We start from the raw sequence: 14497 nt of genomic DNA, 5'->3' as shown, positions 1-14497 counted from the left end.
GCCCGTTAAGTCCGGGGTCGGCACCTGATTCTATCCGGGAGAGATTGATCCCGTCCCTAAAGCCCCCGTTGTCGTTATTTTAACGGCCGGGGGCTTTCTTTTTGTTCCGCACATCGCGTTCGCAACATGTTGGCAACAAGGGACGTTGACTTTGGATGTCAGACCAGTAACTTCGAGGACGGATAACTCAGAAAATCAGGGCTTTGGATCAGAGGTTTGTTGTTTTTCCAGTGGTAAAGCCAGCCAATTGTATTACCCAAGGAGAAGCAACTTATGGACAAGACCCGTTTGTGTTTGGCGATCGCGGCCAGCCTGAGTCTCGGAGCGCCGGCTGCGATGGCGGTCGACGATGTGGAGCGTATCGAGGTGACAGGCTCGCACATCAAGCGAACGGATATGGAGGGGCCCTCGCCGATCCTGGCGATCAGCGATGAGGATATTCGCAACGCCGGGGCGCAGGATATCTCTGAGCTGCTGCGCAAGCTGCCGGTCTCCGGTACCGGGACTTTCTCCACTCAGGGTAACAACTCCGACGATACCGGGAATGGGGGTGCCGCGGTGTCGCTCCGGGGACTCGGCGCCGACTCCACACTGGTGCTGCTTAATGGCCGCCGTATCTCGGTGTCGGCCTTTGCCAAGGAGATCGATACCGCCTTCGTCGATATCAATGCCATTCCACTGTCGGCCATCGACCGCATCGAGATTCTGAAGGACGGGGCATCGGCCACCTACGGCTCGGACGCCATTGCTGGGGTGGTGAACATCATCCTGAAGAAGGATTTCGAAGGGTTTGAGGTGACCGGGGGCTACGGCGACACCACGGATGGCGGCGGCGAGGAGATCTCCGCCTCGGCACTCTGGGGTACCCGCGGCGATCGCAGCCATAGCACTGTGGTGCTGGATTACTTCAAACGGGAGGAGACCCTGTTCGCGGATCGGGACTACTCCAAGTCTGCAGACCAGACCCCCAATGGGGGGCCTGATCTTCGCTCCTCCGCCGGTAACCCTGGTTCCTACAGCTCCGCCACCATTGGTGAAGATGGCTCCATTCTCTCCGACGGCAACTGGCAGCCTGATCCCAACTGTCCTGCAGATCTGACTGTCGGCCCCTACTGCCGCTACGACTATGCTCCCTTTATGACCTCAGTGCCGGAAACTGAGCGAGTAGGCCTGATGGTGCTGCAAAGCTATGAGATCACCGATACCACGACTTTTTTCGGTGAGCTCTCCTACCAGCACAACAATACCGTGGTGAAGGGTGCGGCCAGTCCCTCTTTCAGCGAGTTCTATATGCTGGCGGACAACCCGCTGTTCACCTCGGGCACGGCGGTCAACCCATTCCCCGGCGAGGACATTACCATGCGTCGCCGCCTGACCGAGGCGGGTAACCGACTCAAGAAGGTGGAAACGGATAACGCCCGTGGGGTGTTCGGTGTGAAGGGATCCATCAGTGACTGGGATTGGGAGGTGGCCTATACCTACAGCCGCAGTCGCTCTAACGAGTATGGGTTGCGCGGATTTGTCTGGACCTCCGAGCTGCAGGAGGCGATCAACGAGGGAGCGTTCAATCCTCTGGCCACCACGCAGTCCCCCGAGGTGATTGATCGTGTGACCGTGAATACCACCCGTAACGGTAACTCCACCATCAAGGCATTTGACGGTAAGTTTACCGGCGACATCTTTGATTACGCACTGGGCACGGCAGCTCTGGCGGTGGGCTTCGAGTATCGTGATGAGCGCCTGGAGGATAATCCCGATGAGCTGTTCCTGCGCGGAGAGATCTTCGGCACAGAGGCAACCCAGGCCAAGGGGGAGCGGGACCAGTCTTCGCTGTTTGCCGAGCTGGCTCTGCCACTGGGTGAAACCTTGGAGGCCCAGCTGGCGGTGCGTTACGAGGACTACTCCGACTTTGGTAACAATACCAGCCCGAAAGTGGCTTTGCGTTGGGCTCCGCTGGATATGGTGGCGTTTCGTGCCAGCTGGGGGGAAGCGTTCCGTGCGCCCTCCCTGGTTCAGATTGGATTGGGTGCCACTCAGGAGTCCCCCAACCTGGTCGACACCACGCGCTGTGCCATCACCGGGGATGATTTTGACTGTGACCCCAATGAACGCACGGTGATCTTCGCCGGTAACCCGGATCTCAAGCCGGAAGAGTCCACCTCCTACAATGTGGGCGTCATACTGGAGCCGTTGGAGAACTGGTCCCTGGCGCTGGATTACTGGAACTACGATCAGGACAATCTGATCACCTCGGATACTCAGTACCTGCTGGATACCCAGGGCAATAACCCGGATTTCGTCAAGCGTGAGCCGACCGTGAACGGTGTCCCGGGTCAGATCATTGAGATCTATGATCGCTTCCTGAACCTTGGGGGGCAGAACACCGACGGTTTCGATTTTGATACCCGCTACCTGTGGGAGAGCCAGGGGGCTGGCAGCTATGTCTTCAGTTACAACCTGACCTGGGTCACCAGCTTCGATGAGGTGCGTCAGGATGGCACTGAACGGGATCTCAACGGTGAGTTCCAGCACCCGGAGGTACGCTGGACCGCTGCGCTGGATTGGAGCCATAACCGGTGGCTTGCGGCCGCCCGGGTCAACTACATCGGTGAGATGGAGGATAATGTGGACGCCGGTGCCGAGGGAACGGTGGACAGCATGGTGACATTGGATCTCAATGCCAGCTACATGACCGACCACTGGCGCTTTACCCTGGGTGCCAACAACCTGTTGGATGAGGAACCGCCCTTTTCCGCGGCGGACTTCATGGGGTATGACCAGACCACGCATTCCGCCCAGGGACGCTTCGTCTACGGTAAGGTCACTTACACCTTCTAAAGCGACCGGTCTAGAAAGCGGCGGCCTCAGGGCCGCCGTTTGTTTTTTCTCTTCGGTGCTTTAGTGCCGGGGCAGGAGAGGGTGTTTCTCCCCTTAACAAACTGCTTGGATTAGGGTCGCATTTTTGCAAATGTTTCGGGCTTTTGTTCACAAAATCGTTGGGTGGCGGATGTGCCTGAAGGGGGTTCGCCCTATGCTAAGGCTCTCCTCCTGACACTGGGTGACTGGCAACGGCGATCGCTACCGCCCGTGACTCGAGGACGAAAAGTTCATATCTCTAAAGGGGTTACGGGAATGTCACTGGCCGAACGCGCACTTAACAATGCCGCCATCCAAAATGCTGCGCAGATCACCACACCCAAGTGGATGCTGACGGGCATGGAGCGCTTGATGGAGTACTACACCAAGCGCCACCTGAAGATGGATACCCGCGCCTGTGATGCGATCCCTGCGCCCATGCCGGGACGCAAGTATACCCTGTATATGCATGTGCCCTTCTGCCACACGCTGTGCTCCTTCTGCACCTTCCACCGTTTCCTCTTCAAAGAGGAGAAGGCCCGCACCTATTTTGCCTCACTGCGTCAGGAGATGCAGATGGCTAAGGCGCTGGGTTATGACTTCGAGGAGCTCTACATCGGCGGCGGCACCACCACGGTGCTGGTGGATGAACTGGCCCGGACCATTGAGCTGGCCAAGACGCTTTTCCCTTCCATCAAGCAGGTCTCCTGCGAATCGGATCCCCTGCACCTGACCTCCCTTGAGTTCACCCAGTTGCATGGTCTGGTGGATCGCCTGTCGGTCGGGGTGCAAAGTTTTGATCGTGACATCCTGGCCCGCACTGATCGCCTTGGCAAGTTTGGCGAGCCGGCGGTGGTGTTTGAGAAACTGCAGCGGGCCAAGGAGAACTTTCCGATCCTCAACGTCGATATGATCTTCGGTTTCGAGGGTCAGACCCCGGATGTCCTGGCCCAGGATATGGCCACCTTGAAGCGGCTGGATCCCCGCCAGATCACCACCTATCCCCTGATGGTGTCCGACCTGACCCGCCGCCATGCCGCCTCCAAGATCGGTAGCAAGGCCCAGCTGGCCAATGAGGCACAGGATATTCGTGAAGATTATGCTCTGATCCTCAACAGCTTGAGTGGCCAGTACGAGCAGCTCACCGCCTGGTCCTTCGGCAAATCCAACGCTGAAGGGTTCGACGAGTACGTGGTCAATGCCGATGACTACCTCGGACTGGGCTCCGGCAGTTTCAGTTTCCTGCACGATAACCTGTATGTGAACAGTTTCTCTTTGCGCCGCTACAACGAGAAGATCGCCGATGGCCGCATGGGCGTGGAATCTTCTAAGCACTACAGCAAGAAAGCGGTGATGCAGTACCGGTTCCTGCTCCAGGTGTTTGGTGGACGCCTGTCGAAGCGCTACTTCGAGGAGCAGTTTGGCAGCAATCTCTACACCAGCCTGCCCAAAGAGATGGCCTTCATGCACGGCATCGGGGGGGTGGAAAAGTGTTCCTATGACCCGGATAAGCTGCAGGCCACCCCAAACGGCCTGATGATGGGGCTGCTGATGATGAAGAATTTCTATACCGGCATGGACAATGTGAGGGCGCAACTGCGCCGCCCGTTACGTGCCGATGACATGTAGTTGCTGCAAATTTCCGCGCTGAGTCTTTGGGCGCGGTGACTTGTCCAGGTCATCTGACATAATGGCGACAGACCCTTTTCCAGGAAAGTCGGTATGAGCCAGATCCTGATCATCGCCAATCTCAACTGTGACCATATTCTGCGGCTGAGCCGACCGCTGGCAACGGGGGCCCGCATCCACTATGAGGAGGTCGGGTACCGTCTCGGTGGAGGGGGCGCCAACACCGGCCTCGGACTGGTCTGGGGCGGGCATCAGGTCTCTCTGCTCAGCCAGGTCGGTGAGGATGAACGGGGCGACTGGCTGCTGGCTGAGGCGCAGGCACAAGGGCTGGATTGCCAACACGTGCATCGCCATGTAGGCGCCACCCAGCCCCTGCAGTTGCTGATGGAGCCCTGCGGTGAGCGGACCATTCTGCGCCCCAACCGGCCCCGGCTGCTGCTGCCTCCCAAGCTGGATACCTCCCCCTTCGATGCCCTCTACGTCAATCTGTCGGCGGAGCGGTTACCTCAGCTGATGAGCCAGGCGATGGCCGAGGGCGCCCTGCTGTTTGCCCAGTTACCCAAGGATCTCTCTCGCCGTCCCTGTCACTACCTGCTCACCTCCCAGGATGACTTGGCGCAGCAGGAGGTGACGGATCCCTGGAGCGCTGCCCGGATGATCGCCGGCAACCAGCTGAAGGCCCTGATAGTGACGCGGGGTGCCGATGGGGCCACGGCCTACAGTGCCGAAGGCGAACAATATTGCCCGGCCTATCCCGCGGAGGTGGTGGACAGTACCGGGGCGGGGGACTGCTACGCGGCGGGCCTGATCCATGGCATTCTGTCCCGGCAGCCTCTGGTGGAGGCGATGGCCACTGCGGCGCGTTGGGCCGCTTTTGCCGTTGGTGGCGACAGCTCCTTGCCGCCGGAAAGCCTCAAGCGCTTTCTGGCGCAACAAAAGCCATAGGCGCTTCCGGGCGCAGGGGCTATAGTTGGCAGTGACTGCATTGAACAGGGAAGTGCTCAGTCCATTATGTCGGCCCCCGTCCTCGCCATCCGCCATCACGCCACTCAGGCCCTGCTGCTGATCCTGGCGTTCAGTCAGCTTTGGCTGATGTTCATTGCCCCCTCTTACGGATCGTCCCCCTGGCCCCTGTTGATCACAACCTTGCTGCCGCTCGCTTTAAGCCTCTTGCTGTGGTTTCGGCCCGGGAGCATTCCTGACCTTTATCTGGCTGCAACTCTAGGGGTGGTTTTCGCCCTCTTCTGGTGGTCTCAGGGAGAGGCGGATCTGCCGGTATTCCTGCTTTTGGTGCTGGCGATGGTGCCCTTATGGGTACCCAACCCCTGGCCGTTAGCGGCCCTGATGCTGCCCCCCTTGGTGGTGGGGCTGGCTCAGGGTCAGGGGCGCCTGGTCATGGTGGCGTTGCTGTTGGTGGCGGTGGCGTTTTACCTGGCTCGCCACGGCTATCGCTGGCTGAAGTTTCAGGAACTGCAGCAGCGACGGTTGCGATGGCGGCTTCAGCGCCACGCCCATCGAGAGCCACTGACCGGCCTCGCCAGTCGCCGCTATTTCCTCAACCGTCTGGATCAGGCGGTCTCCGAGGCGCGGCGCAGCAAGGCCCCCCTGGTCATCGCCCTGGTCGAACTCGATTACTTTTCCGATTACCGCCGCCATTACGGCCGCCATGCTGAAGAGCGCTGCTTGCGGCAGGTGGCACGTCTGCTGATGTCGATCAGCCGACGTCGGTCAGATATCGTTGCCCATTGCGAGGGGGGTACCTTTGCGTTGCTGCTGCCCGCCACCGACCGTGCCGGCGCGGAGCGGCTGTGCGGTCAGGTCCGACACGCCCTGCGGCAGTTATCCCTGCCACACGATGCCTCGCCCATCCACCCCTGTGTGACGGTCAGCCACGGCTTGGCGCAATGGCAGGCGGGTTGCGGTGCGTCACAGCTCATCGCCCAGGCTAAGCGCAACCTATGCAACGACCGGCTGGCGGACAGGGCCAATCGGCATCTGGCTTAAGTCCGGAATAAAACGCCCCGCGCAAGGCGGGGCGTGGGTCTGCCGAGGCAGGATCACATGTTGGGGTAGTTGGGGCCGCCGCCGCCCTCCGGCACCATCCAGACGATGTTCTGGCTGGGATCCTTGATGTCGCAGGTTTTGCAGTGCACACAGTTGGCGGCGTTGATCTGAAACCTGGATCCAGTCTCATCTTCCACGATTTCGTAGACTCCGGCAGGACAGTAGCGCTGCGCGGGCTCAGCGTATTGCGGCAGATTGACCCGGATCGGCACACTGTCATCTTTTAGCCTCAGATGGCAGGGTTGATCCTCCTCGTGCACTGTACTGGAAAGGAACACCGAGCTGAGCCTGTCGAAGGTCAGCTTGCCGTCCGGCCTGGGGTAGGTGATGGGGGTCACTTCGCTGGCCGGACGCAATTGGGCATGGTCTTCGCGGGTATCTTTGAGGGTGACCGGCAGCTTGCCACCAAACCAGTTCTGGTCGATGTAGTTGAAGGCGCCACCCATCAGGGTGCCGAATTTGTGCAGGGCAGGTCCAAAGTTGCGACTGCGGAACAGCTCGTCAAACAGCCAGGAATCGGTGAATTTCTGCCAGTAGTTGTCCAGTACCTGCCCCCCAGATGGGTGTTGCTCCAGGCTCTCAATAACCGCTTCCGCCGCCAGCATGCCGGATTTCATGGCGGTATGGGTGCCTTTGATCTTGGCGAAGTTCAGGGTCCCGGCATCGCAGCCGAGTAGGATCCCCCCGGGGAACTGCATCTTGGGCAGGGCGTTGAGTCCCCCTTTGGTGATGGCTCGGGCGCCGTAGCTGATCCGTTCGCCTCCCTCGAGGTACTGCCGGATCACCGGGTGCGTTTTGTAACGCTGAAACTCCTCGTAGGGGCTCAGGTAGGGATGATCGTAGTTGAGGTCGGTGATCAGGCCGACCACGACCTGGCCATCATCGGCGTGGTAGAGGAACCCACCCCCGGTAGCACCGTGTTCATCCAGCGGCCAGCCGGCGGTGTGCACCACCAGCCCCGGCTGATGCAGGTTGGCGGGCACCTGCCAGATCTCCTTGATGCCAAGGCCGTAGTGCTGCGCTGTGCTGTTCTTGTCGAGCTCGTAGCGGGCGATGAGCTGCTTCCCCAGGTGTCCCCGGCAACCCTCACTGAACAGGGTGTACTTGGCCTTGAGCGCCATCCCAAGCATGTGGCCCTCTTTGGGTTCACCGTTGTGATCCAGCCCCATGTCGCCGGTGATTATGCCCTCGATGATGCCATCCTGCTCGATCAACTCGGCGGCGGCAAATCCGGGATAGATCTCAACCCCAAGCGCCTCAGCCTGCTCGGCCAGCCAGCGACAAAGGTTGCCGACACTGACGATGTAGTTGCCTTCGTTGTGCATGGTTTTGGGCACCAGGGCATTGGGCAGGCGGCGATGCCCCTCGGCCTTGAGCAGGTAGATATCATCGCCACTGACGGCGGTCTTAAGCGGAGCTCCCTGGCTCTGCCAATCCGGCAGCAGCTCGTCGAGGGCGCGGGGCTCGATAACCGCACCCGAGAGGATGTGGGCACCTACCTCTGAGCCTTTTTCGACCACGCAGACGTGAAGGTCGGCGTTTAGCTGCTTTAACCGGATGGCGCTGGATAGCCCGGCGGGGCCCGCTCCAACGACCAGCACGTCAAACTCCATTGACTCGCGTTCCATAAATACCTCGTGTTACGGCAACCGCCCGATATCTGGGCTAAATCTTCAGTAGGGGATGTTCGAATGTGCATCAGCTTACTGAAAAGTAACAGGGTTTCACAGTGCGTTGAGCGAGGGCCGGGTAGCTGGGTTTGCCGGTGAGAAGAGAGATCCATAGGGGATCCTCTGTCAGGGTGGGCAAAACTTTGAACTTCATCGATTGTTCATGGTGCTGGCTATACTTTACACTGCAAGCAGTTGTGAGCCGAGCCTGCGGCACCTAAGTCCCCGTCCGAAACGCTTCGTGGGATATGGCCCGTTGGCCGTGGCAATTTCGCCACCGGGGTAGGTTGAGAAAGTTGGCCTGCCTTCCTCGATTTTAGGAAAGGTGACACATGCAAGAGCTGCAAGACCGATTCGGGCGCCGATTCCATTATCTGCGTCTCTCTATCACCGACGCCTGTAACTTCAAGTGTCAGTACTGTCTGCCCAACGGCTACCAGCCCGCGGGTAAATCCCGATTCTTGAACCTGGATGAGATCCGTCGGGTGCTGTCCGGCTTCGCCCGTGTTGGCACCCGAAAGGTGCGTATAACCGGCGGTGAACCTACCCTGCGCAAGGATTTTGAAGCGGTGCTGGAGCAGGTGGCGGCCACCCCCGGAGTTGAGCGTATCGCCACCACAACCAACGGCTACCGCCTGGCGGAACAGGCGCAGACCTGGTTCAACGCGGGGCTCAGGCAGGTCAACATTTCAATCGACAGCCTTGAGAAGGACAGCTTTGCCCGGATCACCGGGGACAGCCGTTTCGACCAGGTGATGCGTGGGCTGGACCGGGCGTTGGAGGTGGGTTACGACGCCGTGAAGGTGAATGTGGTCCTACTCAAAGGGTTGAATGGCGACCAGCTGCCGCAATTCCTGCGCTTTATCCGCCAAACGCCGGTGGACCTGCGCTTCATCGAGTTGATGGAGACGGGGCTGCACCACGACTATTTCCAGGCTCACCACCTCAGTGGCACCGTGATACAGAAGCAGCTACTGGCTGAAGGCTGGCGCTTGGATCCCCGTGGCGCCGATGATGGCCCGGCGCTCAACTACAGCCATCCAGATTATGCTGGCCGGATCGGACTGATCATGCCCTACTCCAAGGATTTCTGTGCCAGCTGTAACAGATTACGGGTTTCCGCCATTGGTAAACTGCACCTCTGCCTGTTCACCGAGGCGGGCATCGAGCTGCGTGATCTCCTCGGCGCCGAGGAGCAGCAGGACGCCCTGGTCGCACGCCTGCATGCTGCCCTGGGGCAAAAGGAAGCCACCCATTACCTGCAGGATGGAAACTCCGGTGCCACGCCGCACCTGGCCTCCATCGGCGGATAGCACTTTGGCCCACGCGATGGTTGGGCCGCCAAACATGAGAACACTTTATGGGACACTTGTCGCAAGCCAACTTTGTACCGCTCAACGTAGCGGTTCTGACCCTGTCTGATACCCGCACATTGGAAAACGATAAATCGGGTCAGTACCTGGTCGATAACCTGCAGGAAGCCGGGCATAACCTGGTGGACCGCCGCATCATCAAAGATGACAAATACACCATCCGTGCGGTGCTCTCAGAGTGGATCGCGTCGGACAATGTGCAGGTGGTGATCACCACCGGGGGCACAGGTTTCACCGAGCGCGACTCCACGCCGGAAGCGGTGGCACCCCTGTTTGACAAGCAGATCGAGGGTTTCGGAGAGCTGTTTCGCCATATCACCTTCCTGGAGCTTGGCACCAGCACCGTTCAGTCCCGCGCCATTGGCGGCATGGCCAACAAAACCGCCATCTTCTGTCTGCCCGGCTCGACCGGGGCTTGCCGCACCGGCTGGACCAAGATCCTCAAGGAGCAGCTGGACGCCACTCACCGTCCCTGCAACTTTGTCACCCACCTCAAAACGGTCAAGGCGGAAGGATGAGCGGATTTACCCACATCAATGCCTCCGGTGACGCCCACATGGTGGATGTCACCGAAAAGTCGGTGACCGAGCGGGAAGCCCGGGCGGAGGCGATCATCACCATGGCGCCGGACACTCTGGCGATGATCATGGAGGGGCGCCATCACAAGGGGGATGTCTTTGCCACGGCGCGCATCGCCGGGATCATGGCTGCCAAGAAAACCTCGGACCTGATCCCCCTCTGTCACCCGTTGATGCTGACCAAGGTGGAGGTGGAGTTGATCCCAGAGCCGGACCATCACCGGGTTCGGATCCAGTCTGTCTGCAAATTGGCGGGTCAAACGGGCGTGGAGATGGAGGCCCTGACCGCCGCTTCGGTAGCGGCGCTGACCATCTACGACATGTGTAAGGCGGTACAGAAGGATATGGTGGTTGAAGGGGTGCGCCTGTTGGAAAAGCGCGGCGGCAAGTCCGGCCACTTCCGGGTAGAAAGTAAGGTGGAGCAGTAATGATCAAGGTCCTGTTTTTTGCACAGATCCGAGAGGTGATCGGGGTCGATAAGGTGGAAGTGGAAGCCACTGAAAATCTGACGGCGGATGACCTGCGCCAACAGCTGCTTGCGCGGGGCGACAAGTGGCGCCTGGCACTGGAGGATCGCAACGTCCTGGTGGCAGTGAACCAAACCCTGTCCGGTTGGGACACGGAGCTGAGTGTCGGTGACGAGGTGGCATTTTTTCCACCGGTGACCGGCGGATAAGGCCCTGGCAAACTGCCTGCTCTTTAAAGGTAAATTTATGATCTCTGTACAAACCCAGGATTTCAGCGTCGCCGACGAGTACGCCAAGCTGGCGCAGGATCCCGGCTGCGGCGCCGTGGTCACCTTTGTCGGAAAGGTGAGAGATTTTGGTGACAGCAAAAATGTCAGCGCCATGACCCTGGAACATTACCCCGGCATGACGGAGTCGGTGTTGGAGCAGATCGAGGCGGAGGCCAGGGCTCGTTGGCCGCTGGATCAAGTCACCATCATCCACCGGGTCGGGGAGTTGGGGCTGTGTGACCAGATCGTCTTTATCGGCGTCTCCAGTGCCCATCGCAAGGCGGCTTTTTCCGCTTGCGAGTACCTCATCGACTTTCTCAAGACTCGGGCCCCCTTCTGGAAAAAAGAGACCAGTGATGAGGGTACCGTCTGGGTCGACGCTAAGGATGCCGATCAACAGGCGACGGAGCAGTGGCAACGCTGAGCTTGTTCCCGAATCGACAGTGAGCCCGCAACCGCGGGCTTTGTCGTTTTTTCGGGAGGCCACTGGCGGGAAAGGTTGGGAGGATGCCGCTATACTGCCCGTCGCTTTTCTGCCATTCGGAGCTGTGATGATCCCCCTGATCGATGAAACCCCCGACTTCCTGCTGGTGGATAAGCCCGCCGGCGTCCACTTCCACAGCCAGGACGGTCAACCGGGTCTGGTGGCGCAGTTGGAGGCGCAGCGGGGGGAGAAGCTCTTTGCGGTGCACCGGCTCGATACTCCGACCTCGGGACTGCTGCTGTTGGCCCGCACAACGGCGGCGGCGGCGGCATTGACGGAGCGCTTCGCCGAACATCAGGTTGAGAAGCGTTACCTGGCGCTGTCGCACCAGAAGCCCAAGCGCAAGCAGGGCACGGTAAAGGGGGGCATGGTCAAGGCCCGACGCAGTGCCTGGAAGCTGACCAAGGGCAGGGAGAACTACGCACTGACCCAGTTTGTCAGCGCCTCCGTTCGCCCCGGAGAGCGCGCTTTCCTGTTGCGTCCTCGCAGCGGACGAACCCACCAGATCCGGGTGGCGCTGAAAAGCTTAGGTGCCCCCATTCTTGGGGACCCCCTTTATGGCGGCAAGGCCGCAGATCGAACCTACCTGCACGCCCTGAGCCTGGCCTTTGAGCTGGGTGGACACCACTACCGTTACTGGAGCCCGCCCAGCCAGGGGGAAGCCTTCCTGACCGCAGAGTTGATGGCGCAACTGGAGGTCTGGCAACAGCAGCCCCCGGTATGGCCCAAAGGCCAGTAAAAGCAGAAGCTAGAGGCTCAGCGGCAGCACGCGCAGCTCACCATCCGGGCCCGGACTGAGCCGATAAAACTGGGGCAGGTCGAAGGCATTTTCTCGCGTTCCGATTTGCGTAGGCTTGTTCAGTCGGGCGATCAGCGCACCGAGCTCGCTGTTGGGACTGCACAGCTGACTGATGCGGTTCTGGGCATCCACCAAGTAGAGGTCACTCTCCTTTACCCGCTCCCGAACAAAGACCTGAACCACCCCTTTGCGGACATAGTGGCGCAAGATCGCCGGTGCCTTGCTGTAGGGGTCGTCGCCGAGATCCGGTTGGGGCAGCAGCAGGACGCCATGTTGCTGAAACTGCTGCCGCGGCTCGGCATCCTGAGCCAGACGTTGCCAGCGCAGGCCCTGGGGCTCGAAGTAGAGGCCATAATTCTGGTCTCCCAGCTGCAGTGGCCAGAAGGGGATCCGTTCCGCACGGGTCTCGGCAAAGCAGTGCAGGCTGTGCTGGACCAGCGCAGCTAGGTGCGATTCCAACCAGGCATTGTGACGCCGGGCAGCCCCGAACACTGGGACCGTAATGGGGGCATGACGACGGCTCAACCCCGCGATCATCTGGGCCAGCAGCTTCAGCACCCCCTCGGGATCCCGGAAGCCGTAGCAGTGACGCTCCCCCCAGGAGTTCTCGGTCAGCAGGGTGACACTGCCCAGCAGGTTACGGGCCGGCGATCCAACGCTGAAGGGGGAGCGATTGAACCAGCGGGTCGAGCCCTGCCACTGCGCACTGGGATCCCACTCCAGGTTGCACAGGACGCTCAGCCGGGTGTAGCGCCAAGGTTCAGCCAGGGCCTGCAGGGCGCGCTCCGGTGGCTGGCGCCAATGGGTTTGCAGCCGCTGGGCCAGGGCGGTAAGCCGCTTGCTGTGCCAGTGCCTCCCGGCCTGATGGCAGTGGACCAGGGTGTTGTCGCCGACCAGACCATTACTGACCGCCCAGATTAAACAGGCCTGCCGGCTGTCGCCGTGGTAGAGCGCCGTCTCGCCAAACAGCCGGTGCGGATCCGGTGCGGTGCGGTAGAGGTACCACCCAGGCGCCAGGTGGGCACTGCCCTGCACCGAGACCATGGTCAACTCGGGCTCTTCGAGTGAATGGCTCCAGAGGTGGTTGAGCATGGGGATCTTGGCGGGCTCGGCGTCGAAACGGGCGTAGAGTTTTCGCGTCAACAGTGCCATCTCGTCCAGCTTCAGCTGGGGGGGACACTTCAGACGGGTGACGAACCCCGTCAGTTTTTGGTAGCTGGTCAGCATCAGGTTATCCAGCCGCCGATTCGCCCGTTGCACTTTGCCCGCATGCCACTGGCGGGCGTTATCGAGATCCTTCATCAGCCTGGCAGGATAGTGCCAGTTCGCGACCAGTCGACGCAGCGCGGGGTAACGCCAGTCTGCCTGGCTTTCCAGCCGACTCAGTGGCAAGGCGCACTTGAGGTAGAAGCAGTGGCGGGCCAGGGTGAGTCGCTGTCGGTCATGCTGACGCAGCAGGTAGTCGTTGATGCGCTGGTACAGCATTAGGTAGTGATCGATCTCCGGCCCCCGCTGGCCCGAGCGCAGCCGGAACCAAAGCTCGTCTCTGAGGATCCTCAGGTCCGGATAATCCGCCACGTAGGCTTCGAGCAGCAGAACCTTGAGGGCTGCCTTATGCGGTCGGGACAGCCCCTTGAACAGCTGCCACAGGGCGGCACCGAAGATCTCACTGGCGGGCAGGTGCTGCAGTGAGCCGAGATTGAGCAGCTCGGGATGATCCTCCGGTGCCCCGGGCCACCAGGCCAGCGGCAGTCCGGCGAGGTGGATATGGCTGCGGTAAAACTCCTCCAGCAGCAGCCAGTTCTGCGCTGAGCCGCTGTGTTCCAACGAGAGTCCCTCCTGCTGGCCGCGATGGAGCAGGTCCGGAGACACCAGGTAGAGGTGCAGCTCCAGCCCCTGCCGTTCAAACCAGGCGGTGAGGGCGTCGCACTTGGTTCTCAGTCGTGTCAGTTCCCCTTTGGGGGTGTCAACGGGATGGATCAGCCAGCAATCGATGTCGGAATCGGCAGCCTGGCCGAAGCTGCCGGTGCTGCCCATGGTGTAAAGGCCTAGCAGAGGGCCAGTATCGGCCGCATCGGGAAACAGCAGCGGCGGGCTGACAAAGCCACAGAGTGCGCCCGCCACGTAGCCGGGTTGGTCCGGCCGGTTCTGGTGCAGCCACAGGGGCAGTTTCCGCAGCAGTTCGGCGTGACGGCCCAGCTGCTGCTCCGCTCGAGCGAGCCGCTGTCGATTCAGTTCGGCGCTTAGGGCGATATCGGCGGAGGGATCACGCACGTGGGAACCGGGCCTGTTGAGGGGAGTGTGACAA

12 protein-coding genes and 1 riboswitch are annotated in these 14497 nt (G+C 60.6%); of the genes, 10 read left to right on the top strand and 2 right to left on the bottom strand.

From position 1 onward, the window contains the following. The first annotated feature begins 273 nt into the window (after positions 1-273). The 4 genes from ABD997_RS02025 (at position 274) to ABD997_RS02010 (ending at position 6489) form a co-directional block, all read left to right on the top strand. On the top strand, positions 274-2838 hold the full coding sequence (locus ABD997_RS02025; RefSeq protein WP_345315342.1) for a TonB-dependent receptor: 2565 nt from the start codon (positions 274-276) through the stop codon (positions 2836-2838). A 294-nt stretch (positions 2839-3132) separates the two neighbouring features. Further along, positions 3133-4485, top strand: a complete 1353-nt coding sequence (locus ABD997_RS02020) for a coproporphyrinogen III oxidase family protein (RefSeq protein WP_345315341.1) — start codon at positions 3133-3135, stop codon at positions 4483-4485. Positions 4486-4578: 93 nt separating this feature from the next. After that, positions 4579-5430, top strand: a complete 852-nt coding sequence (locus ABD997_RS02015; protein ID WP_345315340.1) for a PfkB family carbohydrate kinase — start codon at positions 4579-4581, stop codon at positions 5428-5430. Between the two features lie 66 nt (positions 5431-5496). After that, positions 5497-6489, top strand: coding sequence for a GGDEF domain-containing protein (locus ABD997_RS02010; protein ID WP_345315339.1), 993 nt, complete (start codon positions 5497-5499; stop codon positions 6487-6489). A gap of 53 nt (positions 6490-6542) precedes the next feature. Here the strand turns inward: ABD997_RS02010 and ABD997_RS02005 are convergent, their stop codons facing one another. Continuing rightward, on the bottom strand, positions 6543-8177 hold the full coding sequence (locus ABD997_RS02005) for an electron transfer flavoprotein-ubiquinone oxidoreductase (protein ID WP_345315338.1): 1635 nt from the start codon (positions 8175-8177) through the stop codon (positions 6543-6545). Positions 8178-8405: 228 nt separating this feature from the next. Continuing rightward, positions 8406-8564, top strand: a riboswitch (molybdenum cofactor riboswitch). Here ABD997_RS02005 and moaA point away from each other — a divergent pair. The 6 genes from moaA to ABD997_RS01975 all read left to right on the top strand — a co-directional run bounded on the left by moaA (position 8552) and on the right by ABD997_RS01975 (position 12129). Further along, positions 8552-9532, top strand: a complete 981-nt coding sequence (gene moaA / locus ABD997_RS02000) for a GTP 3',8-cyclase MoaA (protein WP_345315337.1) — start codon at positions 8552-8554, stop codon at positions 9530-9532. Its footprint overlaps the riboswitch before it by 13 nt. A gap of 47 nt (positions 9533-9579) precedes the next feature. Further along, a complete protein-coding gene (moaB, locus tag ABD997_RS01995; RefSeq protein WP_345315336.1) occupies positions 9580-10110 on the top strand; it encodes a molybdenum cofactor biosynthesis protein B in 531 nt (176 codons plus the stop codon). Next, positions 10107-10598 (top strand): cyclic pyranopterin monophosphate synthase MoaC, encoded by a 492-nt coding sequence (gene moaC, locus ABD997_RS01990; protein ID WP_345315335.1) that lies wholly within the window; start codon positions 10107-10109, stop codon positions 10596-10598. The genes moaB and moaC overlap by 4 nt, the downstream gene beginning before the upstream one ends. Further along, a complete protein-coding gene (moaD, locus tag ABD997_RS01985; RefSeq protein WP_345315334.1) occupies positions 10598-10846 on the top strand; it encodes a molybdopterin synthase sulfur carrier subunit in 249 nt (82 codons plus the stop codon). The genes moaC and moaD overlap by 1 nt, the downstream gene beginning before the upstream one ends. Before the next feature lie 37 nt (positions 10847-10883). Continuing rightward, positions 10884-11330 carry a molybdopterin synthase catalytic subunit MoaE gene (gene moaE / locus ABD997_RS01980; protein WP_345315333.1) on the top strand — a complete coding sequence of 149 codons (447 nt, stop codon included), beginning with the start codon at positions 10884-10886 and terminating at the stop codon, positions 11328-11330. A 127-nt stretch (positions 11331-11457) separates the two neighbouring features. Continuing rightward, entirely contained in the window at positions 11458-12129 is a 672-nt protein-coding gene (locus ABD997_RS01975) for a TIGR01621 family pseudouridine synthase (RefSeq protein WP_345315332.1), read from the top strand. 9 nt (positions 12130-12138) lie between these two features. On the opposite strand, the gene ABD997_RS01970 is transcribed toward ABD997_RS01975, so the two are convergent. Next, a complete protein-coding gene (locus tag ABD997_RS01970; RefSeq protein WP_345315331.1) occupies positions 12139-14463 on the bottom strand; it encodes a class I adenylate cyclase in 2325 nt (774 codons plus the stop codon). Positions 14464-14497: the final 34 nt, after the last annotated feature.

Source organism: Ferrimonas gelatinilytica, assembly GCF_039544205.1.
Classification (GTDB): Bacteria; Pseudomonadota; Gammaproteobacteria; order Enterobacterales; family Shewanellaceae; genus Ferrimonas; species Ferrimonas gelatinilytica.
The sequence above is the reverse complement of the archived record's forward strand: the minus strand, read 5'-3'. Positions and strand labels throughout refer to the sequence as shown.